At 71.9% G+C, this 14,402-nt stretch carries 12 protein-coding genes and 1 pseudogene; 9 read left to right on the top strand and 4 right to left on the bottom strand.

Going from position 1 to position 14,402, the window contains the following annotated elements:
- Positions 1–215: 215 nt before the first annotated feature.
- Positions 216–353, bottom strand: a pseudogene (locus ACZ597_RS01630) (thiamine-binding protein); the annotation flags it as partial.
- Positions 350–694 (bottom strand): DUF3817 domain-containing protein, encoded by a 345-nt coding sequence (locus ACZ597_RS01635; RefSeq protein ID WP_267032597.1) that lies wholly within the window; start codon positions 692–694, stop codon positions 350–352. The gene ACZ597_RS01635 and the pseudogene ACZ597_RS01630, both read right to left, overlap by 4 nt.
- A gap of 162 nt (positions 695–856) precedes the next feature.
- Between ACZ597_RS01635 and ACZ597_RS01640 the strand changes: the two genes are divergently transcribed.
- From ACZ597_RS01640 to ACZ597_RS01655, 4 genes are all read left to right on the top strand, one after another.
- A complete protein-coding gene (locus tag ACZ597_RS01640; protein ID WP_471323551.1) occupies positions 857–1,495 on the top strand; it encodes an AIM24 family protein in 639 nt (212 codons plus the stop codon).
- The gene (locus ACZ597_RS01645) at positions 1,495–2,145 is read left to right on the top strand and encodes an AIM24 family protein (RefSeq protein ID WP_042801807.1); all 651 of its coding nucleotides are present in this window, start codon (positions 1,495–1,497) and stop codon (positions 2,143–2,145) included. The genes ACZ597_RS01640 and ACZ597_RS01645 overlap by 1 nt, the downstream gene beginning before the upstream one ends.
- Positions 2,142–2,960 (top strand): AIM24 family protein, encoded by an 819-nt coding sequence (locus ACZ597_RS01650; protein ID WP_471323553.1) that lies wholly within the window; start codon positions 2,142–2,144, stop codon positions 2,958–2,960. The genes ACZ597_RS01645 and ACZ597_RS01650 overlap by 4 nt, the downstream gene beginning before the upstream one ends.
- An 85-nt stretch (positions 2,961–3,045) precedes the next feature.
- Positions 3,046–3,522 (top strand): MarR family winged helix-turn-helix transcriptional regulator, encoded by a 477-nt coding sequence (locus tag ACZ597_RS01655; protein WP_471325077.1) that lies wholly within the window; start codon positions 3,046–3,048, stop codon positions 3,520–3,522.
- Between the two features lie 82 nt (positions 3,523–3,604).
- On the opposite strand, the gene meaB is transcribed toward ACZ597_RS01655, so the two are convergent.
- Together meaB and ACZ597_RS01665 are read right to left on the bottom strand one after the other, a co-directional pair.
- The gene (meaB, locus tag ACZ597_RS01660) at positions 3,605–4,567 is read right to left on the bottom strand and encodes a methylmalonyl Co-A mutase-associated GTPase MeaB (protein ID WP_471323556.1); all 963 of its coding nucleotides are present in this window, start codon (positions 4,565–4,567) and stop codon (positions 3,605–3,607) included.
- A gap of 10 nt (positions 4,568–4,577) precedes the next feature.
- Positions 4,578–5,780 carry an acetyl-CoA C-acetyltransferase gene (locus tag ACZ597_RS01665; protein ID WP_471323559.1) on the bottom strand — a complete coding sequence of 401 codons (1,203 nt, stop codon included), beginning with the start codon at positions 5,778–5,780 and terminating at the stop codon, positions 4,578–4,580.
- 137 nt (positions 5,781–5,917) lie between these two features.
- Between ACZ597_RS01665 and mce the strand changes: the two genes are divergently transcribed.
- From mce to ACZ597_RS01690, 5 genes are all read left to right on the top strand, one after another.
- A complete protein-coding gene (gene mce, locus ACZ597_RS01670; RefSeq protein ID WP_471323561.1) occupies positions 5,918–6,358 on the top strand; it encodes a methylmalonyl-CoA epimerase in 441 nt (146 codons plus the stop codon).
- A gap of 337 nt (positions 6,359–6,695) precedes the next feature.
- Entirely contained in the window at positions 6,696–11,285 is a 4,590-nt protein-coding gene (gene scy / locus ACZ597_RS01675) for a polarized growth protein Scy (protein ID WP_471323564.1), read from the top strand.
- A gap of 194 nt (positions 11,286–11,479) precedes the next feature.
- The gene (locus ACZ597_RS01680; protein ID WP_471323567.1) at positions 11,480–12,418 is read left to right on the top strand and encodes a cellulose-binding protein; all 939 of its coding nucleotides are present in this window, start codon (positions 11,480–11,482) and stop codon (positions 12,416–12,418) included.
- 113 nt (positions 12,419–12,531) lie between these two features.
- Positions 12,532–13,524, top strand: coding sequence for an ABC transporter ATP-binding protein (locus tag ACZ597_RS01685; protein WP_471323570.1), 993 nt, complete (start codon positions 12,532–12,534; stop codon positions 13,522–13,524).
- A gap of 1 nt (position 13,525) precedes the next feature.
- Positions 13,526–14,302, top strand: a complete 777-nt coding sequence (locus ACZ597_RS01690; RefSeq protein ID WP_471323573.1) for an ABC transporter permease — start codon at positions 13,526–13,528, stop codon at positions 14,300–14,302.
- Positions 14,303–14,402 lie beyond the last annotated feature (100 nt).

Raw genomic sequence — 14,402 nt, forward strand, 5'->3', positions numbered from 1 at the left:
GGACGCGGAGTATCACCGGATGCTCTGGTGCCTGTCCTGCTGGCACTCCTGGGCCCTCCCCAGGGAAGCGCGGTGCGCGGGCCCGCTGCCCCGTCTCGCACCCGGTCTGCGGGTGCTGGACAATCACCGGGACCTGAACCGCTGAGCCCGTGGCCAGCCCCATCCGGCAGATGTCGCAGCCGGGCGGGGCTCTCATGTACTCAGAGGTACACTCGTTCGCCTTCGACGGTGGTGAACATGGCATCGGTGCGGTTCGGCAGCCCGGACTCGCGTACGACGCGGACCGCGTCGGCCACGTACTCGCCGACCTCTTCGCCGACCCCCAGCGGGGTCACGGAGAACGCGACGATCACGCGTCCGCCGCCTGGCGCGCGCGGGCGGCGATGACGCTGTCGGTCTCGTCGCGCTTGAGCAGCTTGTCGCCGTACAGGCCGCCGAAGGGCAGCAGGGCGAGGACGAAGAACAGGGCGACCTTCTTGACCGGCCACTTCGCCTTGTTCCAGACGTCCAGCAGGAAGATCGCGTAGATGACGAACAGGATCCCGTGCAGGATGCCCAGCGGCATCATGAGGTAGTCGATGTCCGATACCCGGCTCAGCAGCGAGCCGAAGATCAGCAGGGCCGGGAACGACAGCGCCTCCGGAACGGAGATGAGGCGCAGCCGGTGCAGGGCGGAAGCGGTCTTGATGTCCACGTGGAACCTTCGGGGCCGGATACCTGGGGTCCGTCCCAGTGTCTCAGCCGCCCTCCGCGATCTTGCCGCGGGGCCCCGGATCCCCCGAAGCCCGGCGATTGTGGCGGATATCGGCCCACCAGGCCCTGTTCGCCCCGGCCCTCTGCCGATACCTTCGTCCCCGTGGCTCAGTTCAGACTCCAAGGCAGCAAGGTGCTCGCCGTCGACCTGACCGGTGACGCCGTGAAAGCGAAGAACGGCGCCATGGTCGCGTACGACGGCCAGATGGCCTTCAAGAAGATGACCGGCGGCGGCGAAGGCCTCCGCGGAATGGTGACCCGCCGGCTGACCGGCGAACAGATGACCGTGATGGAGGTGCAGGGGCACGGCACCTGCTACTTCGCCGACCGCGCGAGCGAGATCAACCTCGTGAACCTGCACGGCGAGAAGCTCTACGTCGAGTCCAGCAACCTGCTGTGCACCGACGCCGGCCTGCGCACCGGCACGACCTTCACCGGTCTGCGCGGCGCGACCTCGGGCAACGGGCTCTTCACCACGACCGTGGAGGGCTCCGGCCAGGCGGCGATCATGTCCGACGGGCCGGCGGTGGTGCTGCGCGTCAGCTCCCAGTACCCGCTGTCGGTCGACCCGGGCGCGTACATCGCGCACACCGGCAACCTCCAGCAGTCCTTCCAGTCGGGGATCAACTTCCGCACCCTGATCGGCGAGGGCTCCGGCGAGGCGTTCCAGATCCGCTTCGAGGGCGAGGGCCTGGTGTACGTCCAGCCGAGCGAGCGCAACACCGTCGGGGGTGACATCTGATGCCGTTCCGCGAGATCAACTCGAAGATGGTCGAGGCCCAGGTGGTCCCCGGCCAGAAGATGTACAGCCAGCGCGGGGCGATGCTCGCCTACCGGGGCGAGGTCTCCTTCACCCCGAGCATCACCGGCGGCCAGGGCGGCGTCATGGGCATGATCGGGCGCCGGGTGGCGAACGAGCAGACCCCGCTGATGACGGTCGAGGGCAGCGGCACCGTGATGTTCGGCCACGGCGGCCACCACATCCAGGTGATCAACCTCCAGGGCGAGACCCTGTACGTCGAGGCCGACCGGCTGCTCGCCTTCGACGGCACCCTCCAGCAGGGCACGATGTTCATGGGCTCGCAGGGCGGGGTCATGGGCATGGTGCGCGGCCAGGTGACCGGCCAGGGCCTGTTCACCACCACCCTGAAGGGCCACGGCGCGGTCGCCGTGATGGCCCACGGCGGAGTCATCGAGCTCCCCATCACCCCGAACCGGCCGGTCCACGTCGACCCGCAGGCGTACGTGGCCCACCACGGGGACGTCCGGAACAAGCTCTCCACCGCGCTCGGCTGGCGGGACATGGTGGGGCGCGGCTCGGGCGAGGCGTTCCAGCTGGAGCTCTCCGGCCAGGGCGCGGTCTACGTACAGGCCTCGGAGGAGAAGCTGTGAACTTTGGCCCCGTGAACCCGGGCCCGGGCGGCCCGACGGTGTTCGACCCGCACAGCCTGCCCTCCGACGACAACGTGAACGCGTACACCTTCTGCGTGGAGCTCAAGGGGAGCCAGTGGTTCCTGCAGAAGGGCAAGATGATCGCCTACTACGGGCGCATCGAGTTCAACGGCATCGGCAACGGCCGCTTCGACCGCCTGCTGCGCACCAGCTTCCACTCGCCGCTGCACGCCAGTGACTGGGTGGTGGCCGAGGGTCAGGGCAAGATGCTGCTGGCCGACCGGGCCTTCGACGTGAACTCGTACGACCTGGACGAGGGCAACCTGACCATCCGGTCGGGGAACCTGCTGGCGTACGAGCCCTCGCTGGCGCTCAAGCAGTCGATCGTCCCGGGTTTCCTGACCTTGATCGGAACCGGGAAGTTCGTGGCGGCGTCCAACGGACCGGTGGTGTTCATGGAGCCGCCGCTGCGCGTCGACCCGCAGGCGCTGGTGGGGTGGGCGGACTGCCCCTCCCCCTGCCACCACTACGACCACGGCTACATGTCGGGCGTGATGGGCGGGCTGCGTTCGCTGACCGGCATCGGCGGCACCTCGGGCGAGGAGCACCAGTTCGAGTTCGTCGGCGCGGGCACGGTCCTGCTCCAGTCGACCGAGCTGCTGATGGCCGAGCAGTCGGTGGGCGCGGTGGGCGCCGGGGCGGCCACGGGCAACGCGCAGGGCGTTCCGGGGGCCGGCCAGGGTCCGCTGGGCCAGCTGGGCGTGCCCCGGATGCCGGGGCAGCTGGGCGATCTCCAGCGGCGCTTCGGGCTGTGAGGCCCGTGGCCCGCACCACCAGAATCCGATGTTCCTATTTTTGTACGTAATTCAACTTCTTAGGTAGAGTTCTTTCATGGAGACGATGGAGACCGAGACGGCCACCCGCTGGCTTACCGACGCCGAACAGTGCGCCTGGCGCACCCACCTGGACGTCAGCAGACTGCTGATGCACCAGCTGGAAAAGGATCTCCAGCCCTTCGGACTCACCAACAACGACTACGAGATCCTGGTGAACCTCTCGGAGTCGGACGGCCTGCGGATGCGCATGAGCGACCTGGCCACGGCCACGCTCCAGTCCAAGAGCCGGCTCTCGCACCAGATCACCCGCATGGAGACCGCGGGCCTGGTCCGCCGGGTGAACTGCGAGTCCGACCGCCGCGGCCTGTACGCGGTCCTGACGGACGAGGGCATGGAGACCATGCGCAAGGTCGCCCCGCACCACGTGGCGTCCGTGCGCGAGCACTTCATCGACCTGCTGCCGCCGGAGGCCCTCCAGGCACTGCGCGAGTCGCTGCGCCCGGTCGCGGAGCACCTGCGCGGCAACCGCGGCAAGATCTGAGCACACGCGGCCCGCACGGCGCACACGGGAAAGGGCGGGGAGCCGATGCTCCCCGCCCTTTCTCCTTTTCGGCCCGCGCCCCTCAGCCCTCGGTCAGACCGTCCAGCAGCGCGTCCGCGGCCGCGTACGGGTCCAGCTCGCCGGCCGCCACCCGGGCCGCCAGCGCGTCCAGGTGCGCGTCCCCGTGCAGGTCCGCCAGGCGCCCCCGCAGGGCGGTGATCGCGATGGTCTCCACCTCCCGGGCCGCCCGCGCCGCCCGGCGCTCGGCCAGCACCCCGCGCTCGTCCATCCACGCCCGGTGCTTCTCCAGCGCCTCGACCAGCTCGTCGATGCCCTGCCCGCGCGCCGCGACCGTCTTGACGATCGGCGGCCGCCAGTCGCCCGGGCCCCGGGTCTCGCCCAGGCCCAGCATGTGGTTCAGCTCCCGGGCGGTGGCGTCGGCGCCGTCCCGGTCGGCCTTGTTCACCACGTACACGTCGCCGATCTCCAGGATCCCCGCCTTCGCGGCCTGGATCCCGTCGCCCATGCCCGGCGCCAGCAGCACCACCGAGGTGTCGGCCTGCGAGGCGATCTCCACCTCGGACTGCCCGACCCCGACCGTCTCGACGAGGATCACGTCGCACCCCGCCGCGTCCAGCACCCGGATCGCCTGCGGAGCCGCCCAGGCGAGCCCGCCCAGGTGCCCTCGGGTGGCCATGGAGCGGATGTAGACCCCGGGGTCGGACGCGTGGTCCGACATCCGGACCCGGTCGCCGAGCAGGGCCCCGCCCGAGAAGGGCGAGGACGGGTCGACCGCGAGCACGCCGACCCGCTTGCCGGCCGCGCGGTAGGCCGAGACCAGCGCCGACGTCGAGGTCGACTTCCCGACTCCCGGGGAGCCGGTCAGCCCCACCACGTACGCACCGCCGGTCAGCGGGGCCAGGGCGGCCATCACCTCGCGCAGTTGCGGGGACGCCCCCTCGACCAGTGAGATCAGCCGGGCCACTGCCCGCGGCCGGCCCTCACGGGCCTGTGCCACCAGCGTGGGGACGTCCACCGTCGTCATGCGCTCGCCCCTACGCCTTCGGAACGCGGATCACGAGGGCGTCGCCCTGGCCGCCGCCGCCGCAGAGGGCGGCCGCGCCGGTCCCGCCGCCGCGCCGCTTGAGCTCCAGCGCCAGGTGCAGCACCACGCGGGCGCCGGACATGCCGATCGGGTGGCCCAGGGCAATGGCGCCGCCGTTGACGTTCACCTTTTCCGGGGTCACGCCGAGGTCCTTCATTGACTGCACGGCGACCGCCGCGAAGGCCTCGTTGATCTCGATGAGGTCCAGGTCGGAGACCTCCAGGCCGTCCTTCTCCAGGGCGTGCAGGATCGCGTTCGAGGGCTGCGACTGGAGGGAGTTGTCGGGGCCGGCCACGTTGCCGTGGGCACCGATCTCGGCGAGCCACTCCAGGCCCAGCTCCTCGGCCTTGGCCTTGCTCATCACGACCACGGCGGCGGCGCCGTCGGAGATCTGCGAGGAGGTGCCGGCGGTGATCGTGCCGTCCTTGGCGAACGCCGGGCGCAGCTTGCCCAGGGACTCCACCGTGGTCTCGGGACGGATGCCCTCGTCCGCGGCGAAGATCACCGGGTCGCCCTTGCGCTGCGGGATCTCGACCGGGGTGATCTCGGCCTCGAAGACGCCGTTCTTCTGCGCGGCGGCGGCGCGCTGGTGCGAGGCGGCGGCGAACTCGTCCTGCGGGGCGCGCTCGATGCCCAGGCGGGTGTTGTGCTTCTCGGTGGACTCGCCCATCGCGATGTTCTCGAAGGCGTCGGTCAGGCCGTCGTAGGCCATCGCGTCGAGCATCTCGATGGCGCCGTACTTGTAGCCCTCGCGGGACTTCGGCAGCAGGTGCGGGGCGTTGGTCATCGACTCCTGGCCGCCCGCGACCACGATGTCGAACTCCCCGGCGCGGATGAGCTGGTCGGCCAGCGCGATGGCGTCCAGACCCGACAGGCACACCTTGTTGACGGTGAGCGCGGGCACGTTCATGGGGATGCCGGCCTTGACGGCGGCCTGGCGGGCGGGGATCTGGCCCGCGCCGGCCTGGAGCACCTGGCCCATGATCACGTACTGGACCTGGTCGCCGGAGATCCCGGCCCGCTCCAGCGCGGACTTGATGGCGAAGCCGCCGAGGTCGGCGCCCGAGAAGGACTTCAGCGAGCCGAGCAGCCGCCCCATGGGCGTGCGGGCCCCGGCGACGATCACTGAGGTGGTGTTGTTCGTTCCGGACATGAGGCACAGCCCCTTGAGGATGAGGAGTGAACGAGGGTTTACCCGAATGTACTGAGCGGTACCCGCGCAGTCACCGGGCAGTCGGTGTGATCGCTGGCACGTTGCGTGACTGCCCTCCTCGGCGGTGCACTGGTCCCATGCTGACAAGAATCGACCACATCGGGATCGCCTGCTTCGACCTGGACAAGACCGTCGAGTTCTACCGTGCCACGTACGGGTTCGAGGTGTTCCACACCGAGGTCAACGAGGAGCAGGGCGTCCGCGAGGCCATGCTCAAGATCAACGAGACCTCCGACGGCGGGGCCTCCTACCTCCAGCTCCTGGAGCCCACCCGCGAGGACTCCACGGTGGCCAAGTGGCTGGCCAAGAACGGCGAGGGCGTCCACCACATCGCCTTCGGCACGGCCGACGTCGACGGCGACGCGGAGGCCGTCCGCGGCAAGGGCGTCCGCGTCCTCTACGACGAGCCCCGCACCGGCTCCATGGGCTCCCGGATCACCTTCCTGCACCCCAAGGACTGCCACGGAGTCCTCACCGAACTGGTGACGAGCAACCCCGATCAGCCGACCGCACACTGACGCGAGCCCCCGTCACGGCGCACCACCGGATGTGGTGTGCCGTCCGCGTCCAGCCGCCCTGCCGGTCCGTCCGGACATCGCGGATCCGCGCATGGCGGGCCCGTCGATCAGGACGTCCCACCCCCCGGCCCGGGGCCGCCCGGCAGCAGCGCACTGATGTCCCCATTCCCCGGCCGGTAGAGTGGCCATGGCTCGGCCGGGGTTCGGTGCGGAACGGGGTCGGGGCCTGCAAGCCCTGCCCCGACATCTGACACCATTCCCCGGGGGCGTCGTTCAGCGGGCGAGCGATGCTCATTTGGGAGTGAGCTTGCGACCAGGGGACGGATGGGACCGCGCTGTGCGGGGCTACGAAAGCCAGGAGAGCCATCAGGCCGAAGCCGACCATCTCTCGCGCTTCGAAGCCGAGATGGAGCGGCTGAAGAAGGAGCGCGGGAAGGCCGTCCAGCACGCCGAGGACCTCGGGTACCAGGTCGAGGTGCTGCGCGCCAAGCTGCACGAGGTGCGGCGCGCGCTCGCGTCCCGCCCTGCCTACGACGGCGCGGACATGGGCTACCAGGCGGAGCAGCTGCTGCGCAACGCCCAGGTGCAGGCCGACCAGATGCGGTCCGACGCCGAGCGCGAACTGCGCGACGCCCGGGCGCAGACCCAGCGGATCCTCCAGGAGCACGCCGAGCACCAGGCACGCCTCCAGGCCGAGCTGCACGCCGAGGCCGTCAACCGGCGCCAGCGCCTGGACCAGGAGCTCAACGAGCGCCGCCAGACCGTCGAGGCGCACGTCAACGAGAACGTCGCCTGGGCCGAGCAGCTGCGCGCCCGCACGGAGTCCCAGGCCCGCCGGCTCATGGAGGAGTCCCGCGCCGAGGCCGAGCAGGCGCTGAACGCCGCCCGTGCCGAGGCCGCCCGGACCGCCGAGGAGGCCCGCCGCCGGCTCGCCGCCGACGCGGAGGCCGCGCGCGCCGAGGCCGAGTCCGCGCTGCTGCGCGCCCGCAAGGAGGCCGAGCGGCTGCTCGCCGCCGCCTCCGCGCAGGCCCAGGAGGCCACCGAGCACGCGGAGCGGCTGCGCACCACCACCACCGCCGAGGCCGAGCAGACCCGGCAGCAGACCATGGACCTGGGCCGGGTCGCCGAAGCCCGCGTCCAGGAGGCCGACGGGGCGCTGCGCGCCGCCCGGGCCGAGGCGGAGAAGCTGCTCGCGGACGCCAAGGAGAGCGCCGCCCGGCAGCTCGCCTCGGCGGAGTCCGTCAACGACCAGCGCACCCGCACCGCGAAGGAGCAGGTCGCCCGGCTGGTCGGCGAGGCCACGAAGGAGGCCGAGGTCCTCAAGGCCGAGGCCGAGCACGCGCTGGCCGACGCCCGCGCCGAGGCGGAGCGGCTGCGCACCGAGGCCGGCGAGCAGGCTCGTACGGCCGCCGCCGAGGACACGGCGGCGCAGCTGGCGAAGGCGGCCCGCACCGCCGAGGACGTACTGAACAAGGCCTCGGAGGATGCCCGGGCGACGACCCGCGCCGCCTCCGAGGAGGCCGAGCGGATCCGCCGCGAGGCGGAGAGCGAGGCGGAGCGGCTGCGCGCCCAGGCGGCGGCCACCGCCGACGAGCTCAAGGGCGCCGCGAAGGACGACACCGAGGAGTACCGGGCCCGCACGGTCGAACTCCAGGAGGAGGCGCGGCGGCTGCGCGGCGAGGCCGAGCAGCTGCGCGCGGAGGCCGTCGCCGAGGGCGAGCGGATCCGCGGCGAGGCCCGCCGCGAGGCGGTGCAGCAGATCGAGGAGGCGGCCAAGACCGCCGAGGAGCTGCTGGGCAAGGCCAAGGCGGACGCGGACGAGCTGCGCTCCGGCGCGACCGCCGAGAGCGAGCGGGTCCGCGCCGAGGCCGTGGAGCGGGCCACCACCCTGCGCCGGCAGGCCGAAGAGACGCTGGAGCGGACCCGCGCCGAGGCCGAGCGGCTGCGCGCGGAGGCCGAGGAGCAGGCCGAGGCCCTGACCGCGGAGACGGACGCCGCCGTACGGGCGCGCCGCGAGGAGACCGAGCAGGCCCTGGCCGCCAAGCGGGCCGAGGCCGACGCGGAGCTGGTCCGGCTGCAGGCGGACGCCGAGGCCCGGCTGGCGTCGGCGGAGCAGACGCTGCGCGAGTCCCGCCTGGCCGCGGAGAACATCCGCAAGGAGACCACCGAGGAGAACGACCGGCTGCGCGCCGAGGCGGCCGAGCGGATCCGTACCCTCCAGGCGCAGTCGGAGGCGGAGTCCGAGCAGCTGCGCTCCGAGGCCGCGCAGGACGCGGGCCGGGTCCGCGCGGAGGCCGAGCTGGTCTCCGTACGGCTGCGCGCCGAGGCGGAGGCCGAGTCCGAGCGGGTGCGCACGGAGGCGCAGGAGACCGCGGACCGGCTGCGCGCCGAGGCGAAGGCGGCGGCCGAACGGGTCGCCGAGGAGGCCGCGGAGGCCCTGGCGGCCGCCCAGGAGGAGGCCGCGCGGCGCCGCCGGGAGGCCGAGGAGACCCTGTCGGCGGCCCGGACGGACGCGGGCAACGAGCGGGCGCAGGCCCGTGAGCAGAACGAGGAGCTGCTGGCGCAGGCCCGCAAGCGCTCGGAGGAGGCGCAGGCCGAGGCGGCCCGCCTGACCGAGGAGGCGGAGCGCCGCGCGGCGGAGCTGGTCGCCGCGGCCGAGGCCACCGCGCAGCAGGTACGGGATTCCGTGGCCGGGCTGCACGAGCAGGCCGAGGAGGAGATCACCGGGCTGCGCAGCGCGGCCGAGCACGCGGCGGACCGTACCCGCACCGAGGCGGAGGAGGAGGCGGACCGGGTCCGCGCCGACGCCCACGCGGAGCGCGAGCGCGCGGCCGAGGACGCCGCGCGGGTGCGCAGCGAGGCCCGGGTGGAGACGGACGCGGCGAAGGAGCTGGCGGCCCGGACCGTCGGCGACGCGATCACCGAGTCCGAGCAGCTGCGGGCCGACACGGCCGAGTACGCGCAGCGGGTGCGCACCGAGGCGACGGACGCCCTGGCGGCGGCCGAGCGGGACGCGGCGCGGACCCGGGCGGACGCCCGTGACGACGCGAACCGGATCCGCGGCGAGGCGGCGGAGTCCCTGGAGGCCTCGCGTACCGAGGGCGCCCGGATCGTGGCCGACGCCGAGGCGGAGGCGGAGCGCCTCACCGAGGAGACCCTCGCGGCGAACGCGGCGACCGTCGCCGACGCCCGGGCGGAGGCCGAGCGGCTCACCGGCGAGGCCGCCGAGGCGGCTGACGCCACCCGCACCGAGGCCGCGGGCACCCTGGACGAGGCGCGGGCGGAGGCCAACCGGCTGCGCACCGAGGCCGCCGAGCAGGCGGACCGGCTCATCACCGAGGCGGCGTCCGAGGCGGACAAGCTCACCGAGCAGACCCGCAGGGACAACGAGCGCACGGTCGGCGAGGCGGCCGCGGAGGCCGAGCGCCTGACGGCCGAGGCGGCACGGGTCCTGGAGGAGGGCGAGGCGCGAGCCGCTGCCCTGAAGGCCCAGGCGGCCGACACCCTGGCCGCCGCCGAGCGGGACTCGGCGCGGATCCTGGTGGATTCGCGCGCGGAGGGCGACCGGCTCATCGAGGAGACCCGCGCGGCCAACGAGCGCACGGTCGGCGAGGCCGCGGCCGAGGCCGACCGGCTCGTCGCGGAGGCGGCGCGGACGCTGGAGGAGGCCCGCGCGGAGGGCGGCCGGATCATCGGCGAGGCCACCGCGGAGGCGGAGCGCGTCACGGCCGCGGCGAACGAGACCCTGGAGGCCGCCGAGCGGGACGCCGAGCAGACCCTGGACGAGGCGCGCGCCGAGGGCAACCGGCTGCGCACCGAGGCCGCCGAGCAGGCGGACCGGCTCATCACCGAGGCGGCGTCCGAGGCGGACAAGCTCACCGAGCAGACGCGCAAGGACAACGAGCGCACGGTCGGCGAGGCGGCGGGCGAGGCCGAGCGGCTGCGTGCGGAGGCCGCGGAGGCGCTGGCCTCGGCGCAGGAGCACGCGACCCGTACCCGGTCCGAGGCGGAGCGGGTGAAGGCGGAGGCGGCGACCGACGCGGAGCGCACCCGTACCGAGACCCGCGAGGAGTCGGAGCGGCTGCTGGACGAGGCCCGCGAAGAGGCCAACAAGCGGCGTACGGAGGCCGCGGAGCAGGTGGACCGGCTCATCACGGAGGCGGCCGCCGAGGCGGACAAGCTGACCTCGGAAGCGGGCCGGCAGGCGCTGGCCGCGACCACCGCGGCGGAGGAGCAGGCCGACGCGATGGTCGACGCCGCCCGCAAGGAGGCGGCGCGCATCACGTCGGAGGCGACCGTCGAGGGCAACTCCACGGTGGAGAAGGCCCGGACGGACGCGGACGAGCTGCTGGTCGGCGCGCGTACGGACGCGGCCGCCATAAGGGAGCGGGCGGAGGAGCTGCGTTCGCGCGTCGAGTCCGAGGTGGAGGAGCTGCACGAGCGTGCCCGCCGGGAGTCGGCCGAGCAGATGAAGTCGGCCGGCGAGCGCGTGGACAAGCTGGTCCGTGCGGCGACCGAGCAGAGCGCCGCGGCGGAGGCGAAGGCCAAGGAGCTGGTGTCGGACGCGAGCAGCGAGGCGAGCAAGGTCCGCATCGCGGCCGTGCGCAAGGCCGAGACGCTGCTCAAGGAGGCCGAGACGAAGAAGGCGGAGCTGTCGCGGCAGGCCGAGAAGGTGCTCGCGGAGGCGACGGCGGAGGCGGAGCGGCTGGTCGACGAGGGTCGTCGCGAGCTGGAGGTCCTGGTGCGCAGGCGCGAGGACATTCAGGCGGAGATCTCCCGTGTCCAGGACGTTCTTGAGGCGTTGGAATCATTCGAGGCACCTTCGGGTGGCGGAAAGCCCGCATTGGGCGGTCAGGGCGCGGGGGGCGTGAAGGCCGGCGCATCAGCGGGTTCCACTCGTTCGGGTGGCAAGGCGTCAGAGGGGTAGCCAGAACACAGGATGTGTGCTTCTGAGGGAGGTTCAGTCGAAGGAGTGACAATCATTCCGTCGCCTTGCCACTCAAAAGGGGTGTCATTGTCCAGGGCAAACCCGGATTGACTCGATGACACGCCGCCGGGGCGCCTAGGATTCCCCTTAACACCTCACGTAGCACCTCATCGGTCTCATTCGACAGGAACCCCATGAGCGACACTTCCTCCCCCTTCGGCTTCGAGCTCGTGCGGCGTGGTTACGACCGCGGTCAGGTGGACGACCGCATTACCAAGCTGGTCTCCGACCGCGACAGCGCCCTAGGACGTATCAACTCTCTGGAAAAGCGGATCGAGGAGCTGCACCTCGAAACGCAGAACGCCCAGGCCCAGGTGAGCGACGCCGAGCCGTCGTACGCCGGTCTCGGCGCCCGGGTCGAGAAGATCCTGCGGCTGGCCGAGGAGGAGGCGAAGGACCTGCGCGAGGAGGCCCGTCGCGCGGCCGAGCAGCACCGCGAGCTGGCCGAGTCGGCGGCCCAGCAGGTGCGCAACGACGCCGAGTCGTTCGCGGCGGACCGGAAGTCGAACGCGGAGGACGAGGGCGTCCGCATCGTCGAGAAGGCCAAGGGCGACGCGGCCGCCCTGCGCGCCGAGGCCCAGAAGGACGCGGCCTCCAAGCGCGAGGAGGCCGACGCCCTGTTCGAGGAGACCCGCGCCAAGGCCGCCCAGGCCGCCGCGGACTTCGAGACCAACCTGGCCAAGCGCCGCGAGCAGTCGGAGCGCGACCTGGCCTCGCGTCAGCAGAAGGCCGAGAAGCGCCTGGCGGAGATCGAGCACCGGGCCGAGCAGCTGCGCCTGGAGGCCGAGAAGCTGCGTACGGACGCCGAGCGCCGGGCCCGGCAGACGGTGGAGACCGCGCAGCGCCAGGCCGAGGACATCGTGGCCGACGCCAACGCCAAGGCCGACCGCATCCGCAGCGAGTCCGAGCGCGAGCTGGCGGCGCTGACCAACCGCCGCGACTCCATCAACGCGCAGCTGACCAACGTCCGCGAGATGCTGGCGACGCTGACGGGCGCCGCGGTGGCGGCCGCCGGCTCCCCGATCGACGACGAGCCGGTCAGCCGGGGCGTCCCGGCTCAGCAGAGCCGCTAGTACGCCCGCGCGTACGCCGCCGTCTACCCACTGGTAGTCGAACCGGCACATCAGGGGCCGTATGTCATCTTTTTGAGGTGGCGTACGGCCCCTGGCCGTTCTAGCGTGGCCGCATGATCGAGCTCGAGGGCCTTACGAAACGATTCGGCGCGAAGACCGCCGTGGACGACCTCAGCTTCCAGGTCAGGCCGGGGGTGGTGACCGGCTTCCTGGGCCCCAACGGGGCGGGGAAGTCCACGACCATGCGCATGATGCTCGACCTCGACCGCCCGTCGGGCGGTTCGGTCCGGATCGACGGGAAGCACTACCGGGACCTGCCGGAACCGCTGAAGCACATCGGGGCGCTGCTGGACGCGAAAGCCATGCACGGCGGTCGCAGCGCGTACAACAACCTCCTCTGCCTGGCCCAGTCGAACCGGATCCCGGAACAGCGGGTGGCCGAGGTCCTGGACCTGGTCGGCCTGACGGCCGTGGCCAAGAAGAGGTCGAAAGGATTTTCGCTCGGAATGGGCCAGCGGCTGGGAATCGCCGCTGCGCTGCTGGGCGATCCGGAGATCCTGATGTTCGACGAACCCGTCAATGGTCTCGACCCCGAGGGAATTCTCTGGATCCGCAATCTTATGAAGGGTCTGGCCTCGGAAGGGAGAACGATCTTCGTCTCCTCCCACTTGATGAGTGAAATGGCGCTGACCGCAGACCATTTGATCGTCATCGGACAGGGAAAGCTCCTTGCCGACATGTCGATGTCCGATTTCATCCGGCAGAACTCCCGCAGTTACGTACGGTTGCGCTCGCCGCAGCAGGAACGGCTCAAGGACGTACTGCACGAGGCCGGCATCAACGCGGTCAGCGTGCCCGCCACCGGCACCCTGGAGATCGACGGCGTCGAACCCGAGCGGCTCGGCGAACTGGCGGCCCAGCACCAGATCGTGCTGCACGAACTCAGCCCCCAACGGGCCTCACTGGAGGAAGCGTTCATGCGCATGACGGCGGACTCCGTCGAGTACCACGCCCACGCCCCCGGCGCCCCCGGCGCGGCCGTGCCCCCGCCCGGCGGCCCCGCCTGGGGAGCCGGCTTCGAGGCCACCCGCAAGGGCGGTGAGTGACGTGGCCTACTCCGCCGCCCTCCGGTCCGAGTGGACCAAGATCCGCACCGTCGCCTCGACGAGCTGGACGCTCGTCATCGCCTTCCTCGCGACCGTCGGTTTCAGCGCCGCCTTCTGTGCCGCGGTCAACGCAGGCTTCGACGACATGAACGAGGCCGAGCGAGCCACGTTCGACCCCACCCTGCTGAGTTTCAGCGGGATGGCTTTCGGCCAGCTGTCGATGATCGTCTTCGGCGTGCTGGTGGTCAGCACCGAGTACAGCACCGGCATGATCCGCACCTCGCTGGCCGCCGTCCCCGGACGCGCGGGCTTCCTGCTGGGCAAGGTCACCGTGGCCACGGCCCTGGCCCTGGTCGTCGGGCTGCTGACCAGCTTCGTGTCGTTCTTCCTCGGCCAGGCGATCCTGGGCGACCACGGCATCGGCATCGACGGGGCGAACGTCTTGCGCGCCGTGATCGGCGCAGGCGTGTACATGGCGCTCCTCGCGCTGTTCTCCATGGGTGTGGCCGCCATGCTGCGCAGCTCGGTCGCCTCGATCAGCATTCTGATCCCGCTCTTCCTGATCGTCTCCAACCTGCTGAGCGCCTTCGCCACGACCCGCAGGTACGCCCAGTACCTGCCCGACAAGGCGGGCTCCAAGATCATGCAGATCGTCCCGGACGTCATGAACCAGGTCCAGGCGCCCTACGGCCCCTGGGGCGGGCTTGGGATCATGGCCCTGTGGGTGGCCGCCTCAGTACTGGGGGGCTACCTGGTCCTGAAGAACCGCGACGCGTGACGGACCGGAGTGACACGGTGTCCTCCTCGTGACGGACGCCCCGCGTACTACGGGACATCCCCGGGTCGGATCTCAGGGGCAGCTCAGGGATCCGGCCCGG

The organism is Streptomyces sp. NPDC040718, from assembly GCF_055593565.1.